We start from the raw sequence: 21,286 nt of genomic DNA on the forward strand, positions 1-21,286 counted from the left end.
GTTGACCGCAAGGGGTCATGCGAAGGGTATCGGAGTTGGCGATCAATGTCTCGAGGCGCGCGATATCTCGGGGGATCCGGTGGAAGAGCGATGACCGTGAGAAGCGCAGTTGTGTCCGTTTGCAGCGCCGGCGACGCCAGGCCCGTCCGTGTTTCCATCGCCGGCACCGACGGGTTCGAAAGACGAGAGGGGCCCCGATCGGGGCCCCTCTCCGGTTCGACGGCGGCTATTGGACCGTCTGGCCTATCCGTTTGCGGTTCTTGAGCTTCGCCTTGACGTAATCCAGGTTCATCAACGCGATGAAGTCGATCGAGACGCTCTTCGGGCATGCCGCCTCACACTCGCCGTGGTTTGTGCAGGAGCCGAAGTACAGCTCCATCTCGTCGACCATCGCCTCGACCCTGGTCCAGCGCTCCGGCTGGCCCTGCGGCAGCAGGTTCAGATGCGACACCTTGGCAGCGGTGAACAGCTGTGCCGCACCGTTCGGACACGCGGCCACACAGGCACCACATCCGATGCAGGCCGCGGCATCCATGGCTGCGTCCGATGCAGGCTTCGGCACCAGAATCAGGTTTGCATCCGGGGCGCTGCCCGCTCGGATGGTGATGTATCCGCCGGCCTCGATGATGCGGTCGAGCGGGCTGCGGTCCACCACGAGATCCTTGACGATCGGGAACGCTTTCGCTCGCCACGGTTCGACGACGATGGTGTCACCATCGTTGAACTTGCGCATGTGGAGCTGACAGGTTGCCGTTCCATCCTGCGGTCCGTGGGGATGGCCGTTGATCACTATGCCGCACATCCCGCAGATGCCTTCGCGGCAGTCGCTGTCGAAGGCCACCGGCTCTTCACCCTTGGTGGTCAGTCGTTCGTTGACGACGTCGAGCATCTCCAAGAACGACATGTGCTCGCTGACGTCTTGCACGGGGATCGTTTCGAATCTGCCGGGAGCTTCGGGCCCGTCCTGGCGCCAGACTTTGAGTGTGACGTCCATTACTTGTAGCTCCTTTGCGAGAGTGCCACGTACTCGAACTCGAGCGGCTCCTTGTGGAGAACCTCCTCGATCTCGTGGCCGATACCCTTGAACTCCCAGGCGGCGACATACGAGTACTCTTCGTCGTTGCGGAGTGCTTCGCCCTCTTCGGTCTGGCTCTCGACGCGGAAATGACCGCCGCACGACTCTCGCCTGTCAAGTGCGTCGAGTGCCATCAGCTCCGCCAGCTCGAAGAAGTCCCAGACTCGACCGGCGTTGGCCAGCGCCTGGTTGAAGCTCTCGTTCGTGCCGAGCACCTTCAGGTCGGAATGGAACTCCTCGCGAAGTTTCCGGATCATCTCCAGGGCCTCGGTGAGGCCGGCTTCGCTGCGTTCCATGCCGACGTGTGAGACGAGGATCTTGCCGAGCTCCTTATTGAACCAGGTGGCGGTCCGTGAGCCGTCGACCGAGAGCAGACGATCGAGATGATCACGAACTTCTCGCTCGACCTTGGTGAAGGCTTCGCCGGCGACATCCATCGGTTCGGTTCCCAACAACGGGGCCAGATAGTTGCCGATCGTGTAGGGGAGCACGAAATAGCCGTCGGCCAGGCCCTGCATCAGCGCACTCGCTCCGAGACGGTTGGCGCCGTGGTCGGAGAAGTTCGCTTCCCCGATCACGAACAGCCCCGGGATGGTGCTCATCAATTCGTAGTCGACCCAGAGGCCGCCCATCGTGTAGTGCGTCGCGGGATAGATTCGCATCGGCACTTCGTACGGGTTCTCGTCCGTGATGCGTTCGTACATCTCGAACAGATTGCCGTAGCGTTCCTCGATCGTCTCCCTGCCCAGCCGCTTGATGGCGTCGGTGAGATCCAGGTAGACGCCGTTCTTGCGCGGGCCGACTCCCCGTCCCTCATCGATCATCTTCTTCGCGTTGCGAGAGGCGACGTCACGGGGTACCAGGTTGCCGAACGACGGATACCGCCGCTCCAGGTAGTAGTCCCGGTCCTCTTCGGGAATCTCGTTGGGAGGACGAGTCTCGTTCGGGTCCTTCGGTACCCAGATCCGCCCGTCGTTGCGCAGCGACTCCGACATGAGTGTCAGCTTCGACTGGAACTCCTCGCTCTGCGGGATACACGTCGGATGGATCTGTACGAAACATGGGTTGGCGAACGCCGCCCCTCGCCGATGTGCCCGCCAGATGGCCGTCGCATTGCTCGCCATGGCGTTGGTCGACAGGTAGTACACGTTGCCGTACCCGCCGGTGGCGAGCACGACCGCATGTGCGGAGTGGCCCTCGATCTCGCCGGTGAGCAGGTTTCGAGTGATGATGCCGACCGCCTTGCCGTCGTGGACGACCAGATCGAGCATCTCCATTCGGGTGTGCAGCGTGACCTTGCCGGCGCGGATCTGATTGGCCATCGCCTGGTAGGAGCCGAGCAGCAACTGCTGGCCGGTCTGGCCCCGCGCATAGAACGTTCGTGACACGAGCGCCCCGCCGAACGACCGGTTCGCCAGGGTGCCACCGTACTCACGGGCAAACGGGATCCCCTGAGCGGTGCACTGGTCGATGATCTTGTCGGCCACTTCGGCCAGGCGATGCACGTTGGCCTCGCGGGAACGGTAATCGCCACCCTTGACCGTGTCGTAGAACAGCCGGAACACCGAGTCGCCGTCGTTCGTGTAGTTCTTGGTGGCGTTGATACCGCCCTGGGCGGCGATGCTGTGGGCTCGTCGCGGCGTGTCGTGGTACGTGAAGACCTCGACGTCGTAGCCCAGTTCGCCGAGTGTCGCCGCCGCCGAAGAACCCGCCAAGCCGGCACCCACGATGATGATCTTGTACTTGCGCTTGTTGGCCGGGTTGACGAGCTTCGTGTGGAAGCGATAGTTCGTCCACTTCTCCCCGATCGGCCCCTCAGGGATCTTTGCATCGAGTTTGATCATGATGTCCCTCCGCTCACCCGACCACATGGGTCAGCACCGCGAGCGGGATGCTGACGTTGCCGATCACGATCACCAGGGCGAAGGCCGTGGCAAACCATCGTCGCCATGGGTTGAACCGTGTGTTGTTCCACCCAAGACTCTGAAAGAGGCTCCATGCGCCGTGGTAGATGTGAAAGCCCAACAGGATGTTGGCGATGATGTAGAACGTTGCCACCGGCCAGCGGGAGAGGCTGGCCACAACGTTGTCGTACACCGCGCCGCGCACAAAGTCGGGGTTTACGTTGCCCCAGGTCAGGTCCATCAAGTGCCAGGCGATGAACGCCAGGATGATCACGCCAGACCAGCGCATCGTCCTGGACGCGTAGTTCGCGACCAGATACTCCCTCGGAGTCCGGTAACGGACGGGTTTGGTGGCCCACCCCCTTGCTTTCCAGTTTGTGACGGTCAGCGAGTAGGCCGCATGGAGATGGAGCACGAGCGCCGCTGCGATCACGATGCGGAACAGCCAGAGGAAGACGGTGTGGGGGAGGAACGGCTGAAGGATCGAACGCAGCCACTCGGCGTACTCGTCGAGGTGGTAGACACCTTCGGCATTTACGCCGAGGAAGATCTTCAGATTCCCGATCATGTGGGCGAGGACATACGTCAGGAAGAGGATGCCCGTTACCGCCATGACCCACTTCTTCCCGACATCCGAGCCGTAGAACTCGCCAAAGAACGTCCGGTACCGTTTGGGCGTCCTCTTGCCCGTGCCTTGTTGGGTGGTCGTCACTCCGAACCTCCTCAGCACAGTGGGATAGTGGTCGCGGCGAGGCTAGCACCGCAGGGTCTCGCTCCTCGATTCGAAGGCTTTTTGCCGACGCGTCGAAACCATTGGAGATTCCGGTATTTCATGCTGTTTGTGGATTCGGGGTTGACAGCGCGCGCGGGGTTTGATTACATGTATGTAATTACACGTTTGGCGCTTGGAGGGCGGTCTTGTACAGGAGTCTCATCGAGGCGCTCGCCGTCGAAGATCTGTCCTGGCAGGATTACTCGAACTGCAGGGGGGGCGACGCGAACCTGTTCTTCCCGGAACGGGGAGCATCGACCCGAAAGGCCAAATCCATCTGCGGTGCCTGTGAGGTTCGTCTCGAATGTCTCGAGTTCGCGATCCAGCAGGGCGAGAAGTTCGGTATCTGGGGTGGCCTCTCCGAACGCGAGCGACGGCGCATCCGCAAGGAACGCGCGGCGAAGATACGCAGAGTCTCCTGAACGGAGCGGTTCGCTCGGTAGCCGGCAGCGGTAGCATGAATGCCATCCAGAGGTGAGGAGAAACGGTGGAAGGACTCGGGTTCATCGGTGTGGTTCTTCTGGTGGTGGCGGTCTTTCTCGCGATCGTGGGCACGATGCTGAGTCGCCGGACGAAGGCGCTCAAGGAACAGCTCAAGGTCGATGGTGCTCTGGCACCCGAGCTCGATCTCGACCGGCCCCGTCCCCGGGTTACGGCGTTTCATGTACGTGGGGAAGAGGCTCGAGTCACGTTCGATGTTCCCCTGCCTCCTGGTGACACCGACCCGGTCCTGGTCGAACTCCTCCTCTCCGAAGCCTTGGAGGTCGTGCACGAGAAGCAGCATTCGTTGCCCATCGACGATGTCACCAAGGTCGTCGTTTTCGCGGGACGCGAAGGAGAGCCGCGCAGAGTCGGGGAGCTGCCGCTCGCCGAGCCGGGGTTGCTCCCTCCGTTGCCGGTCGTGCCGCACCTGCGTCTGACGAGCATCGGTTTCGACGCGCTCGATCAACAGTTCGAGGAGGAGCCGGCCACCGCACCTCCGGAGCTCGTGGCGGTCACGGCGAGCAACACTCTCAGGCCGATCGGTGAGGAGTTGCGGATCCCGAAGGCCCTCGACATCGGACTTCGCGCCCAAGGCATCGACCCGGGTTCGATGACTGCCGCCGAGATGGTTCGGGGCATACTGCGCCTGTTCGGATACTCGATCTCTCCCGGTAAGGATCCCGCCGTGTACACGGCGACGAAGGCGGGGACGACGACGTACGTGCGCGAGGACGTCTACCGGCCTGGCGACTATCCGGAACTCGACGAAGGGACGATCCGCTCGTTCATGGTCGAGTTTCTGAATGCCGGCGCCGACAGGGGCCTGCTCGTCAGCGCCAAGTTTGCCCCCTTCAGCATCTACAACCTGGAGCAGAGAGAACCGAGGGTGCGGTTCGTGACTCGGGAACGCCTCCAGAAGTTCATCGACTCGTTCTCTCTGGAGTGACCGTGCGCTTCGGCGTCGCGGTCTCCGGCGCTCCGGATCCTGCGTTCCCGGAGGAGATGGCCACGCTCGAGAGAGCCGGTTTCGCAAGTCTGTGGTTCGGGCTCGACGAGACCGACTGGGATCCGATCGTGCTGGCGTCAGCCGCTTCGAAGGCGACCACCGGAACGGAACTGGTCGTCGCTCTTGACGCCCCGACGCCTGTCACCGCCAAGTCCGTCGCGTCTCTCGATGCGCTCAACGGGGGAAGGAGCCGGGTCCTGGTCGAGACCGCCGGTGACGCTGCGCTCATGCGAGTCATGCTCGGTGGCGATCGAGTCAACTACGACGGTGCTCACTTCCGGGTCGTGGATGCCCCGGTGCTGCCGGCTCCGATACGAGAACGGATGCCGATCTGGACACGGGCACTTGGCCTGGCGGCCGGCGTCGACGGGTGGTTGGCGACGTGCGCCGGGGAGTACGAGGCGCTGGTCGAAACGGTCGACCAGGCGTGTCGTGACGCCGGAAGGGACCCCGCGCTGCTGCGACGAGCCGTATTGATCGATGGCCGAGGCGAGGGGATCACCGCCACCATGGTCGCGTTGACGTCGGGCGAGCTTGCTCGGCGGCTACGGGGCGTCGACGAGGTCGTTCTCCGACTGGATCGGGAGTCTTGGCGAGCCGCCGGTAAGGTCGTCGCCGAGATGAAGTAGGATCAGCTTCTGATACGGAAGGTGAAACATGTTCGGAGGAAGAGTCGGCGGGCCTGAGTTGATCATCATCCTCGTTGTCCTATTGCTCCTCTTTGGAGCCCGCAAACTACCGGATCTCGCTCGTTCGCTCGGTGCCTCCGCCAAGGAGTTCCGCCGGGGTCTCGACGAGGGTGCGTCGGATAAGCCCGAGGACAACTCCGGCGAAGATTCCTAGACCTCTGAGGAGGTCTTGAAGGAGTGGATGGTTTGGGCCGTCCGCTCCTTCGTCGTTTACAGGTGCTCCAGGGCGGTGTCGTAGTCGGCGATGTCCCGAGTGATGCCAAGGCCGGCGGAGGCAACGATCTCTCGAACGATCCCATCGGCATCGAGAACGTAGGTGGTGCGAGTGGCACACCCGAGATTCTCGTCGAAGCATCCATATGCGTTCGCCACGGCACCGTGTGGCCAGAAATCCGAGAGGATGGGGAACGTGTAGCCCTGCTCGTCCGCCCAGTGTTTATGGACATGGCGGGTGTCGCAGGTGATGGCCACGACGTTGGCGTCGACCTCGTTGAAGTCGACAAGATGGTCCCGGATGGCACACAGCTCGGCTTCGCAGTTCCCTGTGAAGGGGAAAGGGATGAACACGATGAGGGTCTTGCGGCCCCGCAGTGACTCCAAGGTGACCTCGTTGTTGTCCTGATCCTCGAGGGCGAATGATGGCGCGGGTTGGCCGATGGTTGCCGACACGGTGACCTCCTTTTTCGCGAACGCTACCCCGTTCCAGTGAACCCTGGGCTCAGGGGGGTCGTCACGACCCCTGCGAGCCCTGGGTTCAGAGGTCTTCGGTGGGGAGCAGAACTCGAGCAGCCCATCCGACCGGATCGGTGAGTTCGGCCAGAGTCGGCAGATTTGCCGGCTGCTCCCAAAGCGTTGTCAGTGCGTCCTCGCCCCAGCGGCGAGCGACTTCGTCACAGAAACTTGCCGTACCGATCTCCTGGTTCGGCCGCACCTCGAGACCAAGCAGCGTCGTGAGGACTTCCTCGCCCTGGGCGGGCTCGGATCGGCGGCGGTTCAGCGCTTCCCGCATCCGGGCCAGGTCGGGCAGCAGCCTGGCCGCCGCCCCGTTCATCAAGTATTCGGCGTAACCGTCGATGATCGCCACGAACGCCTGGAGCGCCTCGAGGTCGGGTTGCTGTTCCGGGGTGGTGAGCAGACCGGAAAACCCGCCGGACTCGCCGACGAGCTGCTCGAACTGCTCGGGGTCCTGGAATCCCTGGAGGCGCCCTGCGAGTGCCTCGGGGTCGAGTTCGAGGCCGTCGAGATACCGCTCGACCAGTTCGAGGAAGTGAGGCCGGACCCACGATTTCGAGAAGAGCGCGGTGTGCATGATCTCGCGTAGGGCGACCCAGAGTCGCACCTGTCGGCGGTCGAGGCCGTTCTCGGTGGCAAACGCCTCAATGTTCGGAACGATGAACGAGATATCCATGGCCTCCACGCTTGGGAGACCGAGATCGAAATGGCCGAGCGTCCGTTGGCTGACAAAACCGACCATGATGCCCATCTGCAGACCCAGCAGTGCCGGACCGAGCATGGCGAGAGGACCGGGCATGGCCCCCTCTGCGAACTTGGGTGCGATCGGTTCGACCAGATACCGAAAACTCATCAGATGCGAATCTGCCCAACCGCGCCGGTCCGTTGGGATCGCGTCGGAGAACGCTCCCGGATCCAGGGGGGTCTCTCCGGTGATCTGCAGTTGGGCGAGACGGCTCAGATGCTGGTATTCCTCGGCTATTCGCGGCTCGATCGGTTCCCTGCCGCCTGCGAGGTGGCCGGTGAGCTCGGCCGCCAGCTTCCAGTTCACCGGACCCGGTTGGTTGAACAGGTCGAACAGTTGCGAGAAGAGGTCTTCGTTCATGGCTGGTCCGGCCGCTCGCCGAGCACGGCGTCGACTTCGATCGGATTCCCGTTGTGCAGCAGTGAAAGCGTGATCGTCTGGCCGGCCCTGTGTGTGCGGAGCAGGGCGATGAGGTCGTTGACACCGATGACGCTGGTGCCGTCGATGGCGGTGATGATGTCTCCGACTTTGGTCTCCGTGTCCTGGATGCCCGTGCTTCCTTCGAACGAGACGATACGGGCGCCTTCCGGGACCTGGGCGCCTCCAATGTCCTCGAATGCCGGTTCCACCTGCACGCCGATGAACGCATGGTGCACGACGCCGTCACGGATGAGATCGTTCGCTACCCCCTGGACGATGCTGACCGGTACCGCGAAGCCGAGACCCTCTGCGCCCACGTCACTGAGGCCGATGGCGGTCGTGATGCCGATGAGCCTACCGGTTGCGTCGAGAAGGGCGCCGCCGCTGGACCCGCGGGTGATGGGAGCGTCGGTCTGGAGGAGGCCGAAGAGTCTCTCGTTCGCGGTGACCTCCAACTCGCGATTGAAGGCGGAGATGATGCCGGAAGTCACCGATGGTCCTCCGTAGAGACCGAGCGGGTTGCCGATGGCGACTGCGAGATCACCGATGCGATAGCTGGACGGGTTCGCCAGCTGGAGCGGTGTGAGATCGGGCGCATCGATCGAGATCACCGCCAAGTCGGTCACCGGGTCCGTACCGACGACGGTGGCCTGGTAGATGCGGCCGTCGGAGAGCACGGTCCTCACGAAACCGGCGTCTTCCACCACGTGGTTGTTGGTGAGGATGAATCCGTTGGCCGTGTACACGACCCCTGAGCCGCTTGCGGAGGCCGGGTCGGTGCGGCCGTTGCCCTCTCCGATCTGGACCGTGACGATCGAAGGAATCGCCCTGGCGGCGATGGTCGCCACCGCGGTCGAAGGTGAGGATGCCTGAGCCGGCGCGATCGAGGGGAGTGTCGTCGCTGTCGATGTCATGAACGTTTCCTGAGGGGGAAGGACGCCGATCGCGAAGAGGGCGGCCATGGCGATGGTCGCTCCGAGGATGCCGCCGATGATCGCCGCCGGAAGGACACCGCGCCGGCGCGCGACAAGAGTCCGGACCGGCTGCTCCGGCGGCAGGGGAGGCCGTGGTGGAGCAACCCTCGGATCTTCGTCTCGGGGGACGGTACGATCACTCATAGGAGTCTGATTGTATGACCGGAGTACGCGTACGAGTGCGGGTCCTGCCCGACCCGATCGATTACGGCGAACTGATGGCCTTTGTGTCCTCGCCCGCGGCGGGAGCCTCGGTCCTGTTCGTCGGCACCGTTCGGGACCACTCCGAGGGGAAGACGGGCGTCACGCATCTCGAATACGAAGCGTACGCCGAACGGGTCGAGGATGCGATCGCGACGATCGTCGGGGAGGCCGGGGACCGCTGGGATGTGCTCGGAGTCGCGGTCGACCACCGCACAGGTGCCGTCGATCTCATGGAGGCGTCGGTGGCGGTCGCCGTTTCTTCGGCTCATCGGGATCAGGCCTTCGAGGCTGCCCGATACATCATCGACGAGCTGAAGGTCCGGGCTCCGATCTGGAAGAAGGAGTTCTGGGACGGCGGGGCCGAGTGGGCGCGCGGATCCTGAGCGCCGGTGGCAGGCAGGCGGCCGAGCAGCGAGCCGGTATGCTCTTGTCCCGATGAATGTGCTCCTCCTCGGCAAAGGCGGCCGTGAACACGCCATCGGATGGAAGCTGTCCCGGAGTCCTCGTCTGCGGCGGCTGATCTCACTTCCCGGAAACCCTGGTCTCGCTCGACTCGGGGAGGTGAAGACCGGCGTCGACCCTTCCGATCCGGCGGCGGTGACGGCGTTTGCCCGATCGGCGAAGGTCGACCTCGTCGTCGTCGGGCCGGAAGCACCGCTGGCCGCAGGGGTCGCCGACGCTCTCAGAGCAGCCGGCGTCGCGGTGTTCGGTCCGGATCGTGCCGCCGCCCGGCTGGAGACTTCGAAGTCGTTCGCGAAGGAGATCATGGCCAGGGCGGGCGTGCCGACGGGATCTTCCGAGACCTTCTCCGAGGACCGGGGAGCGTTGGCGCATCTCGAGCGGATCGACGGTCCGTTCGTCGTAAAGGCCGATGGTCTGGCGGCCGGCAAGGGTGTCCTGGTGACCGAAGATATCGCCGAGGCCCGGCACTGGGTCCGGGCGTGTTTCGATGGACGGTTCGGTGATGCCGGCTCGACCGTCGTGATCGAGGAGTACCTGCCGGGCGACGAGATCAGCGTGTTCGGGCTCACCGACGGTACCGACGTGATCGGGTTGCGTCCCGCCCGCGACTACAAGCGCCTCCGAGAAGGCGACGCCGGCCCGAACACAGGAGGAATGGGCTCCTTCACTCCTGTCGAAGGATTCGACGACGCCTGGGTGCAGAGCATCGTCGAGAGCATCATCAAACCGGTTCTCGGGACTCTGTCGGAGGACGGCATCGAGTATGTCGGATTCATCTATGCGGGGATCGTCTTGACTCCCGAGGGACCGAAGGTGCTCGAATTCAACTGCCGGTTGGGAGATCCGGAGACCCAGGCCATCCTGCCGACCCTCGACGGCGACCTGCTCGAGCTCATCGGCTCGTGCATCGACGGCACCGCCGGCAACGTTGCACCGCGCTGGAATGACCTGGCTGCCGTGAACGTCGTTCTGGCGGCCGCCGGGTATCCGGAGGCTCCCGTTGGCGGAGATCAGATCACCGGTCTCGATTCCGAACAGGACGACACCCTCGTCTTTCACGCCGGTACGCGTGAGGACGACGGCAGGCTCGTCACTGCCGGAGGCCGGGTGCTGAGCGTGATCGGACTTGGAGCGGACGTGGCGTCGGCCCGTGCCCGAGCGTACGATCGGGTCGCGACGATCGGTTTCGACGGTTGCCGGTATCGAAAGGACATTGCTGGATGAGAAGTGTTTCCGTGCTCATGGGGTCCGAGAAGGATCTGCCGGTGATGGAGAAGGCCGCCGAAGTCCTCGAGCGCTTCGGTGTGCCGTATGACCTGCTGGTGATGTCCGCGCACAAGAGCCTCGATCGGGTGCTGGCGCACGCCGGCCAGGCACGAGCCGGCGGCATCGGGGTGATCATCGCCGGGGCCGGCAAGGCCGCGCATCTCGCCGGGGTGGTGGCCGCGCGAACGACGCTCCCGGTCGTCGGTGTCCCGCTGAGCGCCTCTCTCGACGGGCTTGACGCATTGTTGGCGACCGTGCAGATGCCGACCGGAGTGCCGGTGGCCACGGTGGGCATCGACGGGGCGGCGAACGCCGCGCTCCTCGCGATTTCGATCCTTGCGCTCGACGATTCCGCCCTCGCGGAACGTCTCGTGTCGTACCGTGAAACCCTGGCTTCAGAGTCCTTCAAGGAGATTCACATCCAATAGCAGCGGTCACGGATTCGTTCTTCTACAATCGCCCCGTGCTGGCGCTCAAACACGTGGCCTCGGGCAAGGTTCGCGAGATCTATGAAGTCGACGAGGAGCGATTGCTCTTCGTCGCCACCGACCGCATCTCCGCGTACGACGTCGTGCTTCCCGACATGATTCCCGACAAGGGACGGGTACTCACGGGTCTGTCCCTGTACTGGTTCGACTTCCTCGAAACGCCCAACCACTTCTTGACCACGGACCTCGGTGGGATCGGTCTCTCCGATGATGAAGTGGCGGAACTCACCGGCAGGGCAATGATCGTGCGCCGCGCCGACGTGATCCCGATGGAGTGCGTCGTGCGCGGTTACCTGTACGGGAGCTCATGGCGCGAGTACCGGGCAGGGGGAGGGCCGACCACCGAGCATCTTCCCGCCGGGCTGCAGATGGCCCAGCAACTCCCGGAGCCGCTGTTCACGCCCGCGACGAAGGCCGAGAGCGGGCACGACGAGAACCTCACCGTCGCGGGTGCACGAACACTGGTCGGCGACGATGTCTACGAACGCCTTCGCGATGTGGCCATCGACCTGTACCGGCGTGCCGCGTCCGCGGCGGCCGAGAAAGGCGTGCTGCTCGCGGATACCAAGTTCGAGTTCGGTTTCGTCGGTGACGAGCTGCTGCTCATCGATGAAGTCTTGACCCCAGACTCATCCCGCTACTGGCCGGCCGACCAGTATGAGATCGGAGCCGTGATGCCTTCGTACGACAAACAGTACGTGCGCGATTGGCTCGACTCGACGGGCTGGGACCACACTCCACCCGCCCCAGTGATGCCGGATGACGTCAAGGCTGCAACCCGGGCCCGTTACGTCGAGGCGTTCGAGCGGCTCACCGGGACCTCGTTCGACGGGTATCTGCGATGAAGGCCATCGTGACGATCCGGAGGCGTGAGAACATCGCCGATCCCGAGGGCAGCACCATCCGCCGCGCCCTCGGCGATCTCGGATTCGCCGATGTGCAAGCCGTTCGTGTCAACCGGACGATCGAACTGGACCTGCAGGGCCTGGATCGAGACGAGGTCATCTCGCAAGCACGCGAAATGTGCGATCGGCTCCTCGTCAACCCGGTCATGGAAGACTTCGACATCGAGATCGTGGCTTGAACGTCGGCATCGTCGTATTCCCCGGTACGAATTGTGAGCACGATGTCGCCCACGCGTTCGGGCTCCTCGGCGCGCAGACCGAGTTCGTGTGGCACCGAGAGACGACTCTGGATGGTTTGGACGGTGTCGTGCTGCCCGGCGGCTTCGCCCACGGCGACTATCTGCGCGCCGGTGCGATTGCACGGTTCTCGCCGGTGATGGACGCCGTGGCAGATGCCGCCGACTCCGGTGTGCCCGTCCTCGGGATCTGCAACGGTTTCCAGGTGCTCTGCGAGGCGGGACTGCTTCCCGGGGCGCTGATCGCCAACCGGGACCTACGGTTCATCTGCCGTCCCGTTCACGTGCGGGTCGAGGCGACAGACTCGGTGCTCACCAGAGCCGCCAAGCCCGGGCAGGTGCTGCGCATACCGCTGAACTCCTATGAAGGGAACTACGTTCGTGCGGAAGAGGCGCCCAGAACCATCCTGCGCTACTGCGGTCCGGACGGGACGATAGGCGAGGCTTCCAATCCCAACGGTTCGTTCGATTCCATCGCAGGAGTCACCAATGCCGCGGGCAACGTCGCCGGACTCATGCCGCACCCCGAGCGGGCCTTCGAAGACTTCATGACCTCCACGGACGGCCGAGTGCTCTTCGAATCATTCCTGAGCCTTGCGGAGGCGGCCCATGACTGACCTGCATCGGCGCCTTGGCATGACCGACGAGGAGTTCGACCGGGTCACCGAGATCCTCGGGCGGCCGCCGAACGATCCCGAACTCGCCATGTACTCGGTGATGTGGTCCGAGCATTGCTCGTACAAGTCCTCGCGGCTCCATCTGAAGGACCTGCCCACCGAGGCGCCCTGGGTGGTGGTTGGACCCGGTGAGAACGCGGGAGTGGTCGACATCGGCGACGGTTGGCTGGCGGCGTTGCGGATCGAAAGCCACAACCATCCGTCATTTGTCGAGCCGTATCAAGGTGCCGCCACCGGTGTGGGGGGGATCCTGCGCGATATCTTCACGATGGGCGCCCGGCCCGTGGGGCTGTGGAACCAGATCCGGTTCGGCGAGTTGGACGATCCACACACTCGCTATCTGCTCGGTGGTGTGGTTGCAGGCATCGCCGGGTACGGGAACGCCGTCGGTGTGCCCACACTGGGCGGGGAAGTCGAGTTCGACGACAGTTACCGGGGAAACCCGCTGGTCAATGTGATGTGTCTTGGCATCCTGCGCAAGGAGCAGCTCGTGCTTGGGACCGCAGGTCCCCCAGGGTCGATCGCGGTTCTCCTTGGAGCGGCGACCGGTCGTGACGGGATCGGGGGAGCGTCCGTGCTCGCCTCCACCGGTTTCGACGAGCAGGCGGCCGCGAAACGGCCCGCCGTACAGGTCGGTGACCCCTACGAAGAGAAGAAGCTCATCGAGGCCTGCCTCGAACTGTATGAGCGTGATCTCGTCGTCGGTGTACAGGATCTTGGTGCTGCAGGACTCAGCTGTGCTGCGAGCGAGCCTGCCGCCAGGGCGCAGGTGGGTATGGATCTCGATCTCGACGCCGTCCATCTTCGCGAACTCGGGATGACCGCCTCCGAGCTGCTCATGTCCGAATCGCAGGAACGCATGATGGCCTTCGTGTCGCCGGACAACGTCGATGAGGTACTTGCCGTCGCCCAACGGTGGGAGATCGAGGCCGCCGTCGTCGGGTCGGTGCGGCCGGGCGACCGATTGCGGGTCCTGCATCACGGGCGCACCGTTGTCGACATTCCTGCTTCGAGTCTCTCCGATGATGCGCCGATGCTCGATCGTCCGGTTGCGAGACCGGACTGGATGAGCGATCTGTGGGCACACGAAGATCAGGTGTCCGGCATCCCGCTGGAAGCGTGCCTCGTCGCAATGATGGGTCATCCCTCTCTCGGAGACCCGTCGTGGATCTATGAGCAGTTCGATCACATGCTCTTTCTCAACACGGTCGTCGGGCCCGGACTCGACGGTTCGCTCATTCGCGTCCGCGGGACCTCGAAAGGTCTCGCCGTCTCCACCGACGGCAACGGTCTGACCTGTCATCTCGACCCGAGGCGAGGCGCCGCTCGACTCGTCTGGGAGGGGGCGCTCAACGTCGCGGTGCTTGGTGCCCGACCGATGGCGATCGTCGACAACCTCAACTTCGGCAACCCTGAGAACCCGGCGGTGATGTGGCAGTTCACCGAGACGCTTGCCGGTCTTTCGGAGGCGTGTGAGGCGCTGGACACGCCGATCGTCGGTGGCAATGTGTCGTTCTACAACGAGACCGACGGAGTGGACATCTTTCCTACGCCGATCGTCGGCATGCTCGGGCTTGCCGATCCGATGCCTCGGGTGCGTGCGAGAGGCGTCGAGCCCGGAATGTCGATCTTCGTGTGTGGTCCGCCTCAGAGCGAGAATGTCGCCGGGACGGCTTTTCAAAAGATCGTCCTCGGCACACATGGCGGCCGTCCGATCCCGTCCGACGCGGAGGTCGGCCGGCGGTCGATCGAGACGGCGATCCGGATTGCCCATACGGTCGACGGGGCGCTCCTGCATGACGTGGCGCGCGGTGGCGCCCTCGTCGCGCTCGTAGAGCTGCTCATTCCCGCCGGAAGCGGGGCCGCGATAGGCGCGCCGTCGTACGCCGAGGCGTTTGGCGAGGACCCGCATCGTTTCGTGTGCCTCGTACCGGAGCGGCGGGTCCAGGACGTCGTGCGCATCGCCGAAGATGTCGGATGTCGTTTCGAGATGTGGGGAATCACCTCGGTCTCGGATCACCTGGAGTTCGACGACGGATCGCGCGTGCCTCTCGATCGGTTGAGGGACGCCTGGGCGGGCGCCATCGCTGCAAGGATGACGGGGGCGGCCCATGGGTAGCCCATTCGATCGCCCCGGAGAGGCCTGCGGGGTCTTCGGAGCCTTCGCACCGGGGTCCAACGTCGCCGGCCTCATCTACTTCGGGCTGTTTGCACTGCAGCATCGCGGGCAGGAAAGCGCCGGCATAGCGGTCGGCAACGGGGAACAGCTGACGGCGTACAAGAACATGGGGCTGGTCGCGACGGTATTCGACGAGAGCAAACTCGCCGGACTGCAAGGTTCGATCGGTATCGGGCACACGCGGTATTCGACGACCGGTTCGAGCACCTGGGACAACGCACAACCTTCGTTCCGGGGGCTCAGTGACCGCAGCATCGCGCTCGGACACAACGGCAATCTCATCAACACGGTCGAGCTCGCCGCCCGGCTGGGGTCTGCACCGGGGTCGACCGACTCGGAGCTGATGACAGAAACGATCGCGCAGAAGATCCTCCAGGACCCGGGACTGTCGCTCGCCGATGCGATCGCCGAAGCGATGCCGGAGTTCGAGGGCGCCTACACGCTCGTGGTGATGGATGAGTCCACCGTCGCCGCGGCGCGCGACCCCCACGGATTCCGCCCGCTCTCGCTCGGCCGGTTGCCGACCGGCGGCCACGTCGTCGCATCCGAGACCGCTGCACTCGACATCGTCGGTGCCGACTTCGTGCGTGACATCGAACCGGGGGAGGTCATCGTGCTCACCGACGCCGGAGTCGAGTCACGATTCCCCATGGAGCCCGCCGATTCGTGCCTGTGCGTATTCGAGTACGTCTATTTTGCCCGTCCGGACAGCGTCGTCGCCGGTCAGAACATACACGGTGCACGGGTGGCGATGGGGATCCGACTGGCAGAAGAAAGCCCTGTGGAGGCCGATGTCGTGGTGCCGATTCCCGAATCCGGCATCCCGGCTGCGCAGGGGTTTGCCGCGGCGTCCGGGATCCCCTACCGGGACGGGCTCGTGAAGAACCGGTATGTGGGGCGCACGTTCATCGAGCCGGAGCAGATCGTGCGCGACCGGGGGATCCGGATGAAACTCAACCCGATTCGTGAGACGCTGGACGGCCGCCGGGTGATTCTCGTCGACGACTCGATCGTTCGCGGTTCCACGACGCGCAAACTCGTGGAGTTGGTACGCGGTGCCGGGGCGACCGAGGTGCATTTGCGGGTTTCCTCACCCCCGTACCGTTGGCCCTGTTACTACGGGATGGACACGTCCGATCGTTCGAGCCTGCTTGCCGCGCACCGATCCGAAGAAGAGATCGCGGACTTTCTCGAGGTCGACTCGCTCGGATACCTGAGCCTCGACGGTCTCCTCGATTCGCTGCCGAACGCCAACCAGTCGTTCTGTACGGCGTGTCTGTCCGGCGACTATCCGACCGCGATCGGGAACCACAAGTTCGTTCGGGAGGAGGCATGAACTCATACACCGACGCCGGTGTGGACGTGGCGGCCGGCGATCGTTTCGCCGAGACGATCGCAGCGTGTGTTCGCGCCACATGGGGTGCCAATGTCGTCGGTACGTTCGGGAGCTTCGCCGCCGGAGTGACGATCCCTGCAGGCTACGACGAGCCGGTCATCATGATGACGACCGACGGTGTGGGCACGAAGGTCGAACTCGCCCGAATCTTGGGGAGGTTCGAGGGGATCGGTACGGATCTCGTCGCGATGTGTGTCGACGACCTCGCAGCGCTCGGAGCGGCTCCGCTCGGTTTCACCGATTATCTGGCCGTCGGTGCGCTCGATCCCGAGCGCGACGAGGCGATCGTCGCTTCGGTCGCGGCAGCCTGTCGCGAGGCCGGGTGCGCCCTGTTGGGCGGTGAGACGGCCATCCATCCCGGCGTTCTGGAGCCTGCACAGTTCGATGTGGCGGGTGCCGCGATCGGCGTGGTCGAGCGGTTGGCGATCCCCGACCCGGCGTCTGTCGCCGTCGGGGATGCGGTCATCGGCGTGGCAAGCCCCAACGTGCGATCGAACGGGTTCTCGCTGGTGCGCTCGATCTTCGACGTGGAGGACTTTGCGTCGCCTGTTCCCGGAACGAACCAGACCGTGGGTGACGTGCTGCTGGAACCGTCGGTGCTCTACGTGCCGGCCGTGCTCGCCGTTGCCGGCCAGGTCGACGTACACGGGTTCGTTCACGTGACCGGTGGGGGCATCCCGGGCAACGTTCCCCGGGCACTCCCCGAAGGGCTCGGTGCGACGATCGACACGACGGCATGGGTCGTCCCTCCGATCTTCGATCTGATCGCGCGGCGCGGACGAGTGGAACCGGCCGAGATGCTCTGTACGTTCAACATGGGCATCGGGTTCGTGCTGATCGTCGATCCGGCCGATGGGCGGCGGACGGTCGACCTGCTCGCCGAGCACGATCATCAAGCGTGGGTGATCGGCGAGATCGTGCCGGGTTCGGAGATTCTCTTCGCGTAGGTCGTGTCACGGCTCGAGGGCGAGACCCTCCACGATCTGTACGTGGGGCAACCGGGCGAACACCTCGGGTGAGGTCTTGATCTTCGCCGAGCGGCTCCCCGCGCCAAAGATGGCCCAGTCGAGATCCATGATTCGGGCGTCGACGAAGAGGGGCATCGTCTCGGGCAGCGCGAACGGTGTCACACCTCCGATCAGCATTCCCGTCAGCTCTTTCGTTGTCTCGGCGGGAGCGAAGCTGAGCTTCTTCACGCCGAGCAAGTCTCGGACCTTGTGGTTGACATCGAGGCGCGTCGTGGCGAGAACGACACAGGCGGCGTGTACTCCCGCCGGCTTGCGAGATGCGACAACGATGGTGTTGGCGGCCTTCTCGGGTGGGTAGTCGTAGTGGGCGCAGAAGGCGGCCGTGTCGGCGAGATCGGGGTCGCAGTCGATTATCTCGTAGTCCGTGCAGAGTTCATCGAGATGGGCGGCGACGGATTGGAGAATTGGGTCGGACACTTGCGCATCGTACCCACGAGACGCCCGCACGCCGACCCTTTTCCCGTTCTCGTGACGGTTGGTCAGGACTATTCCCGTGAAGCGTCACGAGAACGGGTGGATGTTGCAGGCCCTAGTGTCGGAAGTGCCTCCGCCCGGTGAACATCAGCACGATGCCCCGCTCGTTGGCCGCATCGATCACTTCCTGGTCGTTCACCGAGCCGCCCGTCTCCACGATTGCGACGACTCCTGCATCCGCCAGTGTGTCGAGGCCATCTCGAAACGGGATGAGGGCCTCGCTGGCGGCGACGGCACCCGAAAGCCGATCGCCGGCCTGATCGACCGCCCGCTTGGCGGCCCCGACGCGGCTCTGATCGCCGACACCGATGCCGACGGCTGCATCGTCTTGCACGATCACGATGCTGTTCGATTTGCAGTGTGCTCCGACCGTCCAGGCAAGTCGGAGCTGGCCGATCTGCTCGGGAGTGGGCCGGGTCACCGAGACGGTCGTCCACTCACCGATCTCCTGGCGGTCCGCGTCCTGGACGAGCGCTCCACCACCGATCATTCTCACGTCGAGCACCGGTTGTTCGGGAGGACGGGCGATCAGGACGCGCAGGTTCTTCTTCTTGGTCAGGATTGCCGCCGCCTCGTCGGTGATGGCCGGGCAGATGACGACTTCGAGGAACATCTTGGCCATCTCCGATGCCGTGTCGCCGTCGAGGGCCTCGTTGACCGCTACGACACCGCCGAACGCCGAGAGCGGGTCGCAATCTCTGGCAGCGACAAACGCCTCGTAGGCGGAGGAGCGTTGCGCGACGCCACACGGGTTCAGATGTTTGACGACCACACATCCTGGATGGTCGATCCGGTTGACCAGGCGCCACGTCGACTCGGCGTCGGCGTAGTTGTTGAACGACAGATCCTTGCCTTGGAGTTGGTGCGCGTCGAAGACCCAGCCCCCTGCTCCTGCCTGTCGGTACAGTGCGGCTCGTTGGTGGGGATTCTCACCGTACCGGAGCGGCTTCACCCGGTCGAGGGCGAGGAGCAGGTGCTCGCCCATGCCCTCTCCGTTCAACCAGGCGTGAATGAGTGCGTCGTACCTGCCGGTGTGGGCGAAGGCCTCCGTGGCCAGACGGCGTCGCTCGGCACTCGTGGTGCCCCCTCGGGCCACGGATTCGATGATGAACTCGTAGTCGGACGGGTCTGTAACCACCGCCACACGGCCATGGTTCTTTGCCGCGGCGCGGATCATCGCAGGTCCCCCGATGTCGATGTTCTCGATGATCTCGTGCTCGCCCTTGCCCGATGCGACGGTTTCGGCGAACGGATACAGGTTGGCCACGAGCAGGTCGATCGGCACGATGTCTGCGGTTTCCAGGTCGTGCAGGTGGTCGGGGTTGTTCGTGTCTGCGAGCAGCGCCCCATGGATCTTCGGATGCAGCGTCTTGACACGTCCATCGAGCATCTCCGGCGATCCGGTCAGCTCAGAGACCGCCATGGCGGGGACCCCGAGTTCGGTCAGCGCTCTACGGGTGCCCCCGGAGGCGACGACCTGCACCCCCGCCTCGACGAGAGCAGAGCCAAGCCGGTCGAGACCCGTCTTGTCCGAGACCGAGATCAGAGCTCTGCGGATGGGAATACGTTCGGTCATGACCAGGTCACCTCGTTGTTGCTGACAGTGATACGTCCGGCGGCCAGTGCGTCGACGACCGCCGGATAGAGATCGTGCTCCTGGATCTGGATCCTCGCGTGGAGACGGGCCACATCGTCTCCAGGCAGCACCGGAACGGTGCGCTGGGCGATGATCGGGCCCGCGTCGACGTCCTCGACGACGAAATGGACGGTCACACCGGTCGTTTCGACTCCGGCCGCAAGTGCCGTTTCCACCGCATGTGCGCCAGGAAACGCCGGGAGCAGCGAAGGGTGGATGTTGACGATGCGGTTCGGGAAACGGCTGATCGCAATCGGCGCAAGGACTCGCATGAACCCGGCGAGGATCACCCACTCACAGCCGTGCTCGTCGATGACGTCGCACACCGCAGTCGTGAACGACCGCCGGTTCGGGAAGTCGTTCCACGGGAGCAGCACCGTCGGGACGCCGTGCTCCTCGGCCCATCGGAGCCCTGTCGCCTCTCGATCTGCGATCACGACCGCAACGCGGTATGTGCTGGTGTGCTGGTTTTCGAGGAGTCTTTGCAGGTTCGATCCGCTGCCTGAGATCAGCACGGCGATGGGCACGGACGGCACGGACGGCAGCATAGTGCTCCGGCACGGTGACCTGGCGTGAGCGAAGGGCGCCTGCTTCATCGATGCGCGGCGAAGGAAAGGGGGACACCGAAGAGGAATCGACGGGACGGGGCCGATCCGGCGACCCGGTCTCAGGGTCGATTACCCTGCGATCCATGGCCGGATTCCTCACCCTCACAGATACAGACGCCGTCAGGACGCTCACGATGTCCAACCCGGGACGCAAGAACGCCGTCCCTGCGACTGCGTGGAGCCTGCTCACGGAAGCGTTCGAGGCGTTCGAGGCCTCCGATCGGCGCGTACTGATCCTGAAGGGGGCGCACGGAGATTTCTGTGCGGGTGCCGACATGAACAAGCCGACGTTGGACACAACGCCGAGTGCCGCAGACAACGCCGCGCGCATGCGCGTCATCAGCAGGGCGGTGACCGCCCTCCACCGGATCACCAAACCGACGATCGCGGCGGTCGACGGTGTCGCCGTGGGGGCGGGCATGAACATGGCGATCGGGTGCGACATCGCCATAGCCACGGAACGGGCGCGGTTCTCGGAGATCTTCGTCAAGCGTGGCCTGACGTTGGATTTCGGTGGAACATGGCTGCTGCCACGCCTCGTGGGTCTTGCACGAGCTCGAGAACTGGCGCTCACCGGGCGCATCGTCCACGCGCGTGAGGCGCTCGACCTCGGACTCGTGGCCTCCGTCGTGGCGGTCGAGCATCTCGATGAGACGGTCGATGAGCTTGCAGCCGAGCTGGCGAAGGGTGCGCCGCTGGCGCAGGCGTTCATCAAGCGAGCGCTCGACCGGTCATCGTCGATGACGTTCGAGCAGACGCTCGCGTTCGAGGAGCACGCCCAGGCGATCCTGCTGGGTTCCGAAGATCTCGAAGAGGGCGCCGCTGCCTTCATCGCCAAACGCGAGCCGCGCTTCCGAGGCCGCTGAAGCGCACAGCGCGACGTGACGACGGTGCCTCGTGCCGCGTCCGGACACATCGGAGAGGTTT

General features: G+C 64.3%; 23 protein-coding genes. 14 read left to right on the plus strand and 9 right to left on the minus strand.

The annotated features are described in order from the left end of the window. Positions 1-226: 226 nt before the first annotated feature. The 3 genes from GXP34_11855 to GXP34_11865 are packed head-to-tail and all read right to left on the minus strand — an operon-like array spanning position 227 to position 3,691. Positions 227-994, minus strand: coding sequence for a succinate dehydrogenase/fumarate reductase iron-sulfur subunit (locus tag GXP34_11855; GenBank protein ID NOY56666.1), 768 nt, complete (start codon positions 992-994; stop codon positions 227-229). Beyond that, positions 994-2,946 carry a fumarate reductase/succinate dehydrogenase flavoprotein subunit gene (locus tag GXP34_11860; protein NOY56667.1) on the minus strand — a complete coding sequence of 651 codons (1,953 nt, stop codon included), beginning with the start codon at positions 2,944-2,946 and terminating at the stop codon, positions 994-996. Before GXP34_11860 ends, GXP34_11855 begins: the two co-directional genes overlap by 1 nt. Next, a complete protein-coding gene (locus tag GXP34_11865) occupies positions 2,933-3,691 on the minus strand; it encodes a succinate dehydrogenase cytochrome b subunit (GenBank protein ID NOY56668.1) in 759 nt (252 codons plus the stop codon). The genes GXP34_11860 and GXP34_11865 overlap by 14 nt, the downstream gene beginning before the upstream one ends. A gap of 206 nt (positions 3,692-3,897) precedes the next feature. Between GXP34_11865 and GXP34_11870 the strand changes: the two genes are divergently transcribed. The 4 genes from GXP34_11870 (at position 3,898) to tatA (ending at position 6,083) form a co-directional block, all read left to right on the plus strand. Further along, entirely contained in the window at positions 3,898-4,173 is a 276-nt protein-coding gene (locus GXP34_11870; GenBank protein ID NOY56669.1) for a WhiB family transcriptional regulator, read from the plus strand. Between the two features lie 65 nt (positions 4,174-4,238). Further along, complete coding sequence (locus GXP34_11875; GenBank protein ID NOY56670.1) at positions 4,239-5,180, plus strand: hypothetical protein; 942 nt, start codon at positions 4,239-4,241, stop codon at positions 5,178-5,180. Between the two features lie 2 nt (positions 5,181-5,182). Next, entirely contained in the window at positions 5,183-5,869 is a 687-nt protein-coding gene (locus GXP34_11880; protein NOY56671.1) for an LLM class flavin-dependent oxidoreductase, read from the plus strand. Between the two features lie 28 nt (positions 5,870-5,897). Then, a complete protein-coding gene (tatA, locus tag GXP34_11885; protein ID NOY56672.1) occupies positions 5,898-6,083 on the plus strand; it encodes a twin-arginine translocase TatA/TatE family subunit in 186 nt (61 codons plus the stop codon). Between the two features lie 56 nt (positions 6,084-6,139). Here the strand turns inward: tatA and GXP34_11890 are convergent, their stop codons facing one another. From GXP34_11890 to GXP34_11900, 3 genes are all read right to left on the minus strand, one after another. Beyond that, on the minus strand, positions 6,140-6,598 hold the full coding sequence (locus GXP34_11890; protein NOY56673.1) for a redoxin domain-containing protein: 459 nt from the start codon (positions 6,596-6,598) through the stop codon (positions 6,140-6,142). 85 nt (positions 6,599-6,683) lie between these two features. Further along, the gene (locus GXP34_11895; GenBank protein ID NOY56674.1) at positions 6,684-7,766 is read right to left on the minus strand and encodes a zinc-dependent metalloprotease; all 1,083 of its coding nucleotides are present in this window, start codon (positions 7,764-7,766) and stop codon (positions 6,684-6,686) included. After that, on the minus strand, positions 7,763-8,944 hold the full coding sequence (locus tag GXP34_11900) for a PDZ domain-containing protein (protein NOY56675.1): 1,182 nt from the start codon (positions 8,942-8,944) through the stop codon (positions 7,763-7,765). Before GXP34_11900 ends, GXP34_11895 begins: the two co-directional genes overlap by 4 nt. Positions 8,945-8,958: 14 nt before the next feature. On the opposite strand from GXP34_11900, the gene GXP34_11905 reads away from it, so the two are divergent. The 9 genes from GXP34_11905 to GXP34_11945 are packed head-to-tail and all read left to right on the plus strand — an operon-like array spanning position 8,959 to position 17,560. Beyond that, positions 8,959-9,387, plus strand: coding sequence for a molybdenum cofactor biosynthesis protein MoaE (locus GXP34_11905; GenBank protein NOY56676.1), 429 nt, complete (start codon positions 8,959-8,961; stop codon positions 9,385-9,387). A 52-nt stretch (positions 9,388-9,439) separates the two neighbouring features. Then, on the plus strand, positions 9,440-10,690 hold the full coding sequence (gene purD, locus GXP34_11910) for a phosphoribosylamine--glycine ligase (protein NOY56677.1): 1,251 nt from the start codon (positions 9,440-9,442) through the stop codon (positions 10,688-10,690). Then, positions 10,687-11,160, plus strand: coding sequence for a 5-(carboxyamino)imidazole ribonucleotide mutase (purE, locus tag GXP34_11915; GenBank protein ID NOY56678.1), 474 nt, complete (start codon positions 10,687-10,689; stop codon positions 11,158-11,160). Before purD ends, purE begins: the two co-directional genes overlap by 4 nt. 35 nt (positions 11,161-11,195) lie before the next feature. Beyond that, the gene (locus tag GXP34_11920) at positions 11,196-12,065 is read left to right on the plus strand and encodes a phosphoribosylaminoimidazolesuccinocarboxamide synthase (GenBank protein NOY56679.1); all 870 of its coding nucleotides are present in this window, start codon (positions 11,196-11,198) and stop codon (positions 12,063-12,065) included. Then, positions 12,062-12,304 (plus strand): phosphoribosylformylglycinamidine synthase subunit PurS, encoded by a 243-nt coding sequence (gene purS / locus GXP34_11925; protein NOY56680.1) that lies wholly within the window; start codon positions 12,062-12,064, stop codon positions 12,302-12,304. Before GXP34_11920 ends, purS begins: the two co-directional genes overlap by 4 nt. Next, positions 12,301-12,978 carry a phosphoribosylformylglycinamidine synthase subunit PurQ gene (purQ, locus tag GXP34_11930; GenBank protein ID NOY56681.1) on the plus strand — a complete coding sequence of 226 codons (678 nt, stop codon included), beginning with the start codon at positions 12,301-12,303 and terminating at the stop codon, positions 12,976-12,978. Before purS ends, purQ begins: the two co-directional genes overlap by 4 nt. Continuing rightward, positions 12,971-15,157, plus strand: a complete 2,187-nt coding sequence (gene purL, locus GXP34_11935) for a phosphoribosylformylglycinamidine synthase subunit PurL (protein ID NOY56682.1) — start codon at positions 12,971-12,973, stop codon at positions 15,155-15,157. Before purQ ends, purL begins: the two co-directional genes overlap by 8 nt. Then, complete coding sequence (gene purF / locus GXP34_11940; GenBank protein NOY56683.1) at positions 15,150-16,553, plus strand: amidophosphoribosyltransferase; 1,404 nt, start codon at positions 15,150-15,152, stop codon at positions 16,551-16,553. Before purL ends, purF begins: the two co-directional genes overlap by 8 nt. Beyond that, positions 16,550-17,560: a phosphoribosylformylglycinamidine cyclo-ligase gene (locus GXP34_11945; protein NOY56684.1), complete on the plus strand. Its 1,011-nt coding sequence runs from the start codon at positions 16,550-16,552 to the stop codon at positions 17,558-17,560. The genes purF and GXP34_11945 overlap by 4 nt, the downstream gene beginning before the upstream one ends. 6 nt (positions 17,561-17,566) lie before the next feature. On the opposite strand, the gene GXP34_11950 is transcribed toward GXP34_11945, so the two are convergent. The 3 genes from GXP34_11950 to GXP34_11960 all read right to left on the minus strand — a co-directional run bounded on the left by GXP34_11950 (position 17,567) and on the right by GXP34_11960 (position 20,299). Then, positions 17,567-18,058, minus strand: coding sequence for a hypothetical protein (locus GXP34_11950; protein NOY56685.1), 492 nt, complete (start codon positions 18,056-18,058; stop codon positions 17,567-17,569). Positions 18,059-18,170: 112 nt separating this feature from the next. After that, positions 18,171-19,691: a bifunctional phosphoribosylaminoimidazolecarboxamide formyltransferase/IMP cyclohydrolase gene (gene purH, locus GXP34_11955; GenBank protein NOY56686.1), complete on the minus strand. Its 1,521-nt coding sequence runs from the start codon at positions 19,689-19,691 to the stop codon at positions 18,171-18,173. Then, positions 19,688-20,299, minus strand: a complete 612-nt coding sequence (locus GXP34_11960) for a phosphoribosylglycinamide formyltransferase (GenBank protein NOY56687.1) — start codon at positions 20,297-20,299, stop codon at positions 19,688-19,690. Before GXP34_11960 ends, purH begins: the two co-directional genes overlap by 4 nt. A gap of 143 nt (positions 20,300-20,442) precedes the next feature. On the opposite strand from GXP34_11960, the gene GXP34_11965 reads away from it, so the two are divergent. Beyond that, positions 20,443-21,225 carry an enoyl-CoA hydratase gene (locus GXP34_11965; GenBank protein ID NOY56688.1) on the plus strand — a complete coding sequence of 261 codons (783 nt, stop codon included), beginning with the start codon at positions 20,443-20,445 and terminating at the stop codon, positions 21,223-21,225. Positions 21,226-21,286 lie beyond the last annotated feature (61 nt).

The sequence above is a fragment of the Actinomycetota bacterium genome (assembly GCA_013152275.1).
Classification (GTDB): Bacteria; Actinomycetota; Acidimicrobiia; order Spongiisociales; family UBA4744; genus BMS3Bbin01.

What these genes read in the sequence shown, in the direction of transcription:
- GXP34_11895 (NOY56674.1), bottom strand. Translation starts at nt 7,766, where the DNA reads ATGAACGAAGACCTCTTCTCGCAACTGTTCGACCTGTTCAACCAACCG.
- GXP34_11900 (NOY56675.1), bottom strand. Translation starts at nt 8,944, where the DNA reads ATGAGTGATCGTACCGTCCCCCGAGACGAAGATCCGAGGGTTGCTCCA.
- purS (NOY56680.1), top strand. Translation starts at nt 12,062, where the DNA reads ATGAAGGCCATCGTGACGATCCGGAGGCGTGAGAACATCGCCGATCCC.
- GXP34_11905 (NOY56676.1), top strand. Translation starts at nt 8,959, where the DNA reads ATGACCGGAGTACGCGTACGAGTGCGGGTCCTGCCCGACCCGATCGAT.
- GXP34_11960 (NOY56687.1), bottom strand. Translation starts at nt 20,299, where the DNA reads ATGCTGCCGTCCGTGCCGTCCGTGCCCATCGCCGTGCTGATCTCAGGC.
- GXP34_11860 (NOY56667.1), bottom strand. Translation starts at nt 2,946, where the DNA reads ATGTGGTCGGGTGAGCGGAGGGACATCATGATCAAACTCGATGCAAAG.
- tatA (NOY56672.1), top strand. Translation starts at nt 5,898, where the DNA reads ATGTTCGGAGGAAGAGTCGGCGGGCCTGAGTTGATCATCATCCTCGTT.
- GXP34_11945 (NOY56684.1), top strand. Translation starts at nt 16,550, where the DNA reads ATGAACTCATACACCGACGCCGGTGTGGACGTGGCGGCCGGCGATCGT.
- purH (NOY56686.1), bottom strand. Translation starts at nt 19,691, where the DNA reads ATGACCGAACGTATTCCCATCCGCAGAGCTCTGATCTCGGTCTCGGAC.
- purD (NOY56677.1), top strand. Translation starts at nt 9,440, where the DNA reads ATGAATGTGCTCCTCCTCGGCAAAGGCGGCCGTGAACACGCCATCGGA.
- purL (NOY56682.1), top strand. Translation starts at nt 12,971, where the DNA reads ATGACTGACCTGCATCGGCGCCTTGGCATGACCGACGAGGAGTTCGAC.
- GXP34_11855 (NOY56666.1), bottom strand. Translation starts at nt 994, where the DNA reads ATGGACGTCACACTCAAAGTCTGGCGCCAGGACGGGCCCGAAGCTCCC.
- purF (NOY56683.1), top strand. Translation starts at nt 15,150, where the DNA reads ATGGGTAGCCCATTCGATCGCCCCGGAGAGGCCTGCGGGGTCTTCGGA.
- GXP34_11965 (NOY56688.1), top strand. Translation starts at nt 20,443, where the DNA reads ATGGCCGGATTCCTCACCCTCACAGATACAGACGCCGTCAGGACGCTC.
- purE (NOY56678.1), top strand. Translation starts at nt 10,687, where the DNA reads ATGAGAAGTGTTTCCGTGCTCATGGGGTCCGAGAAGGATCTGCCGGTG.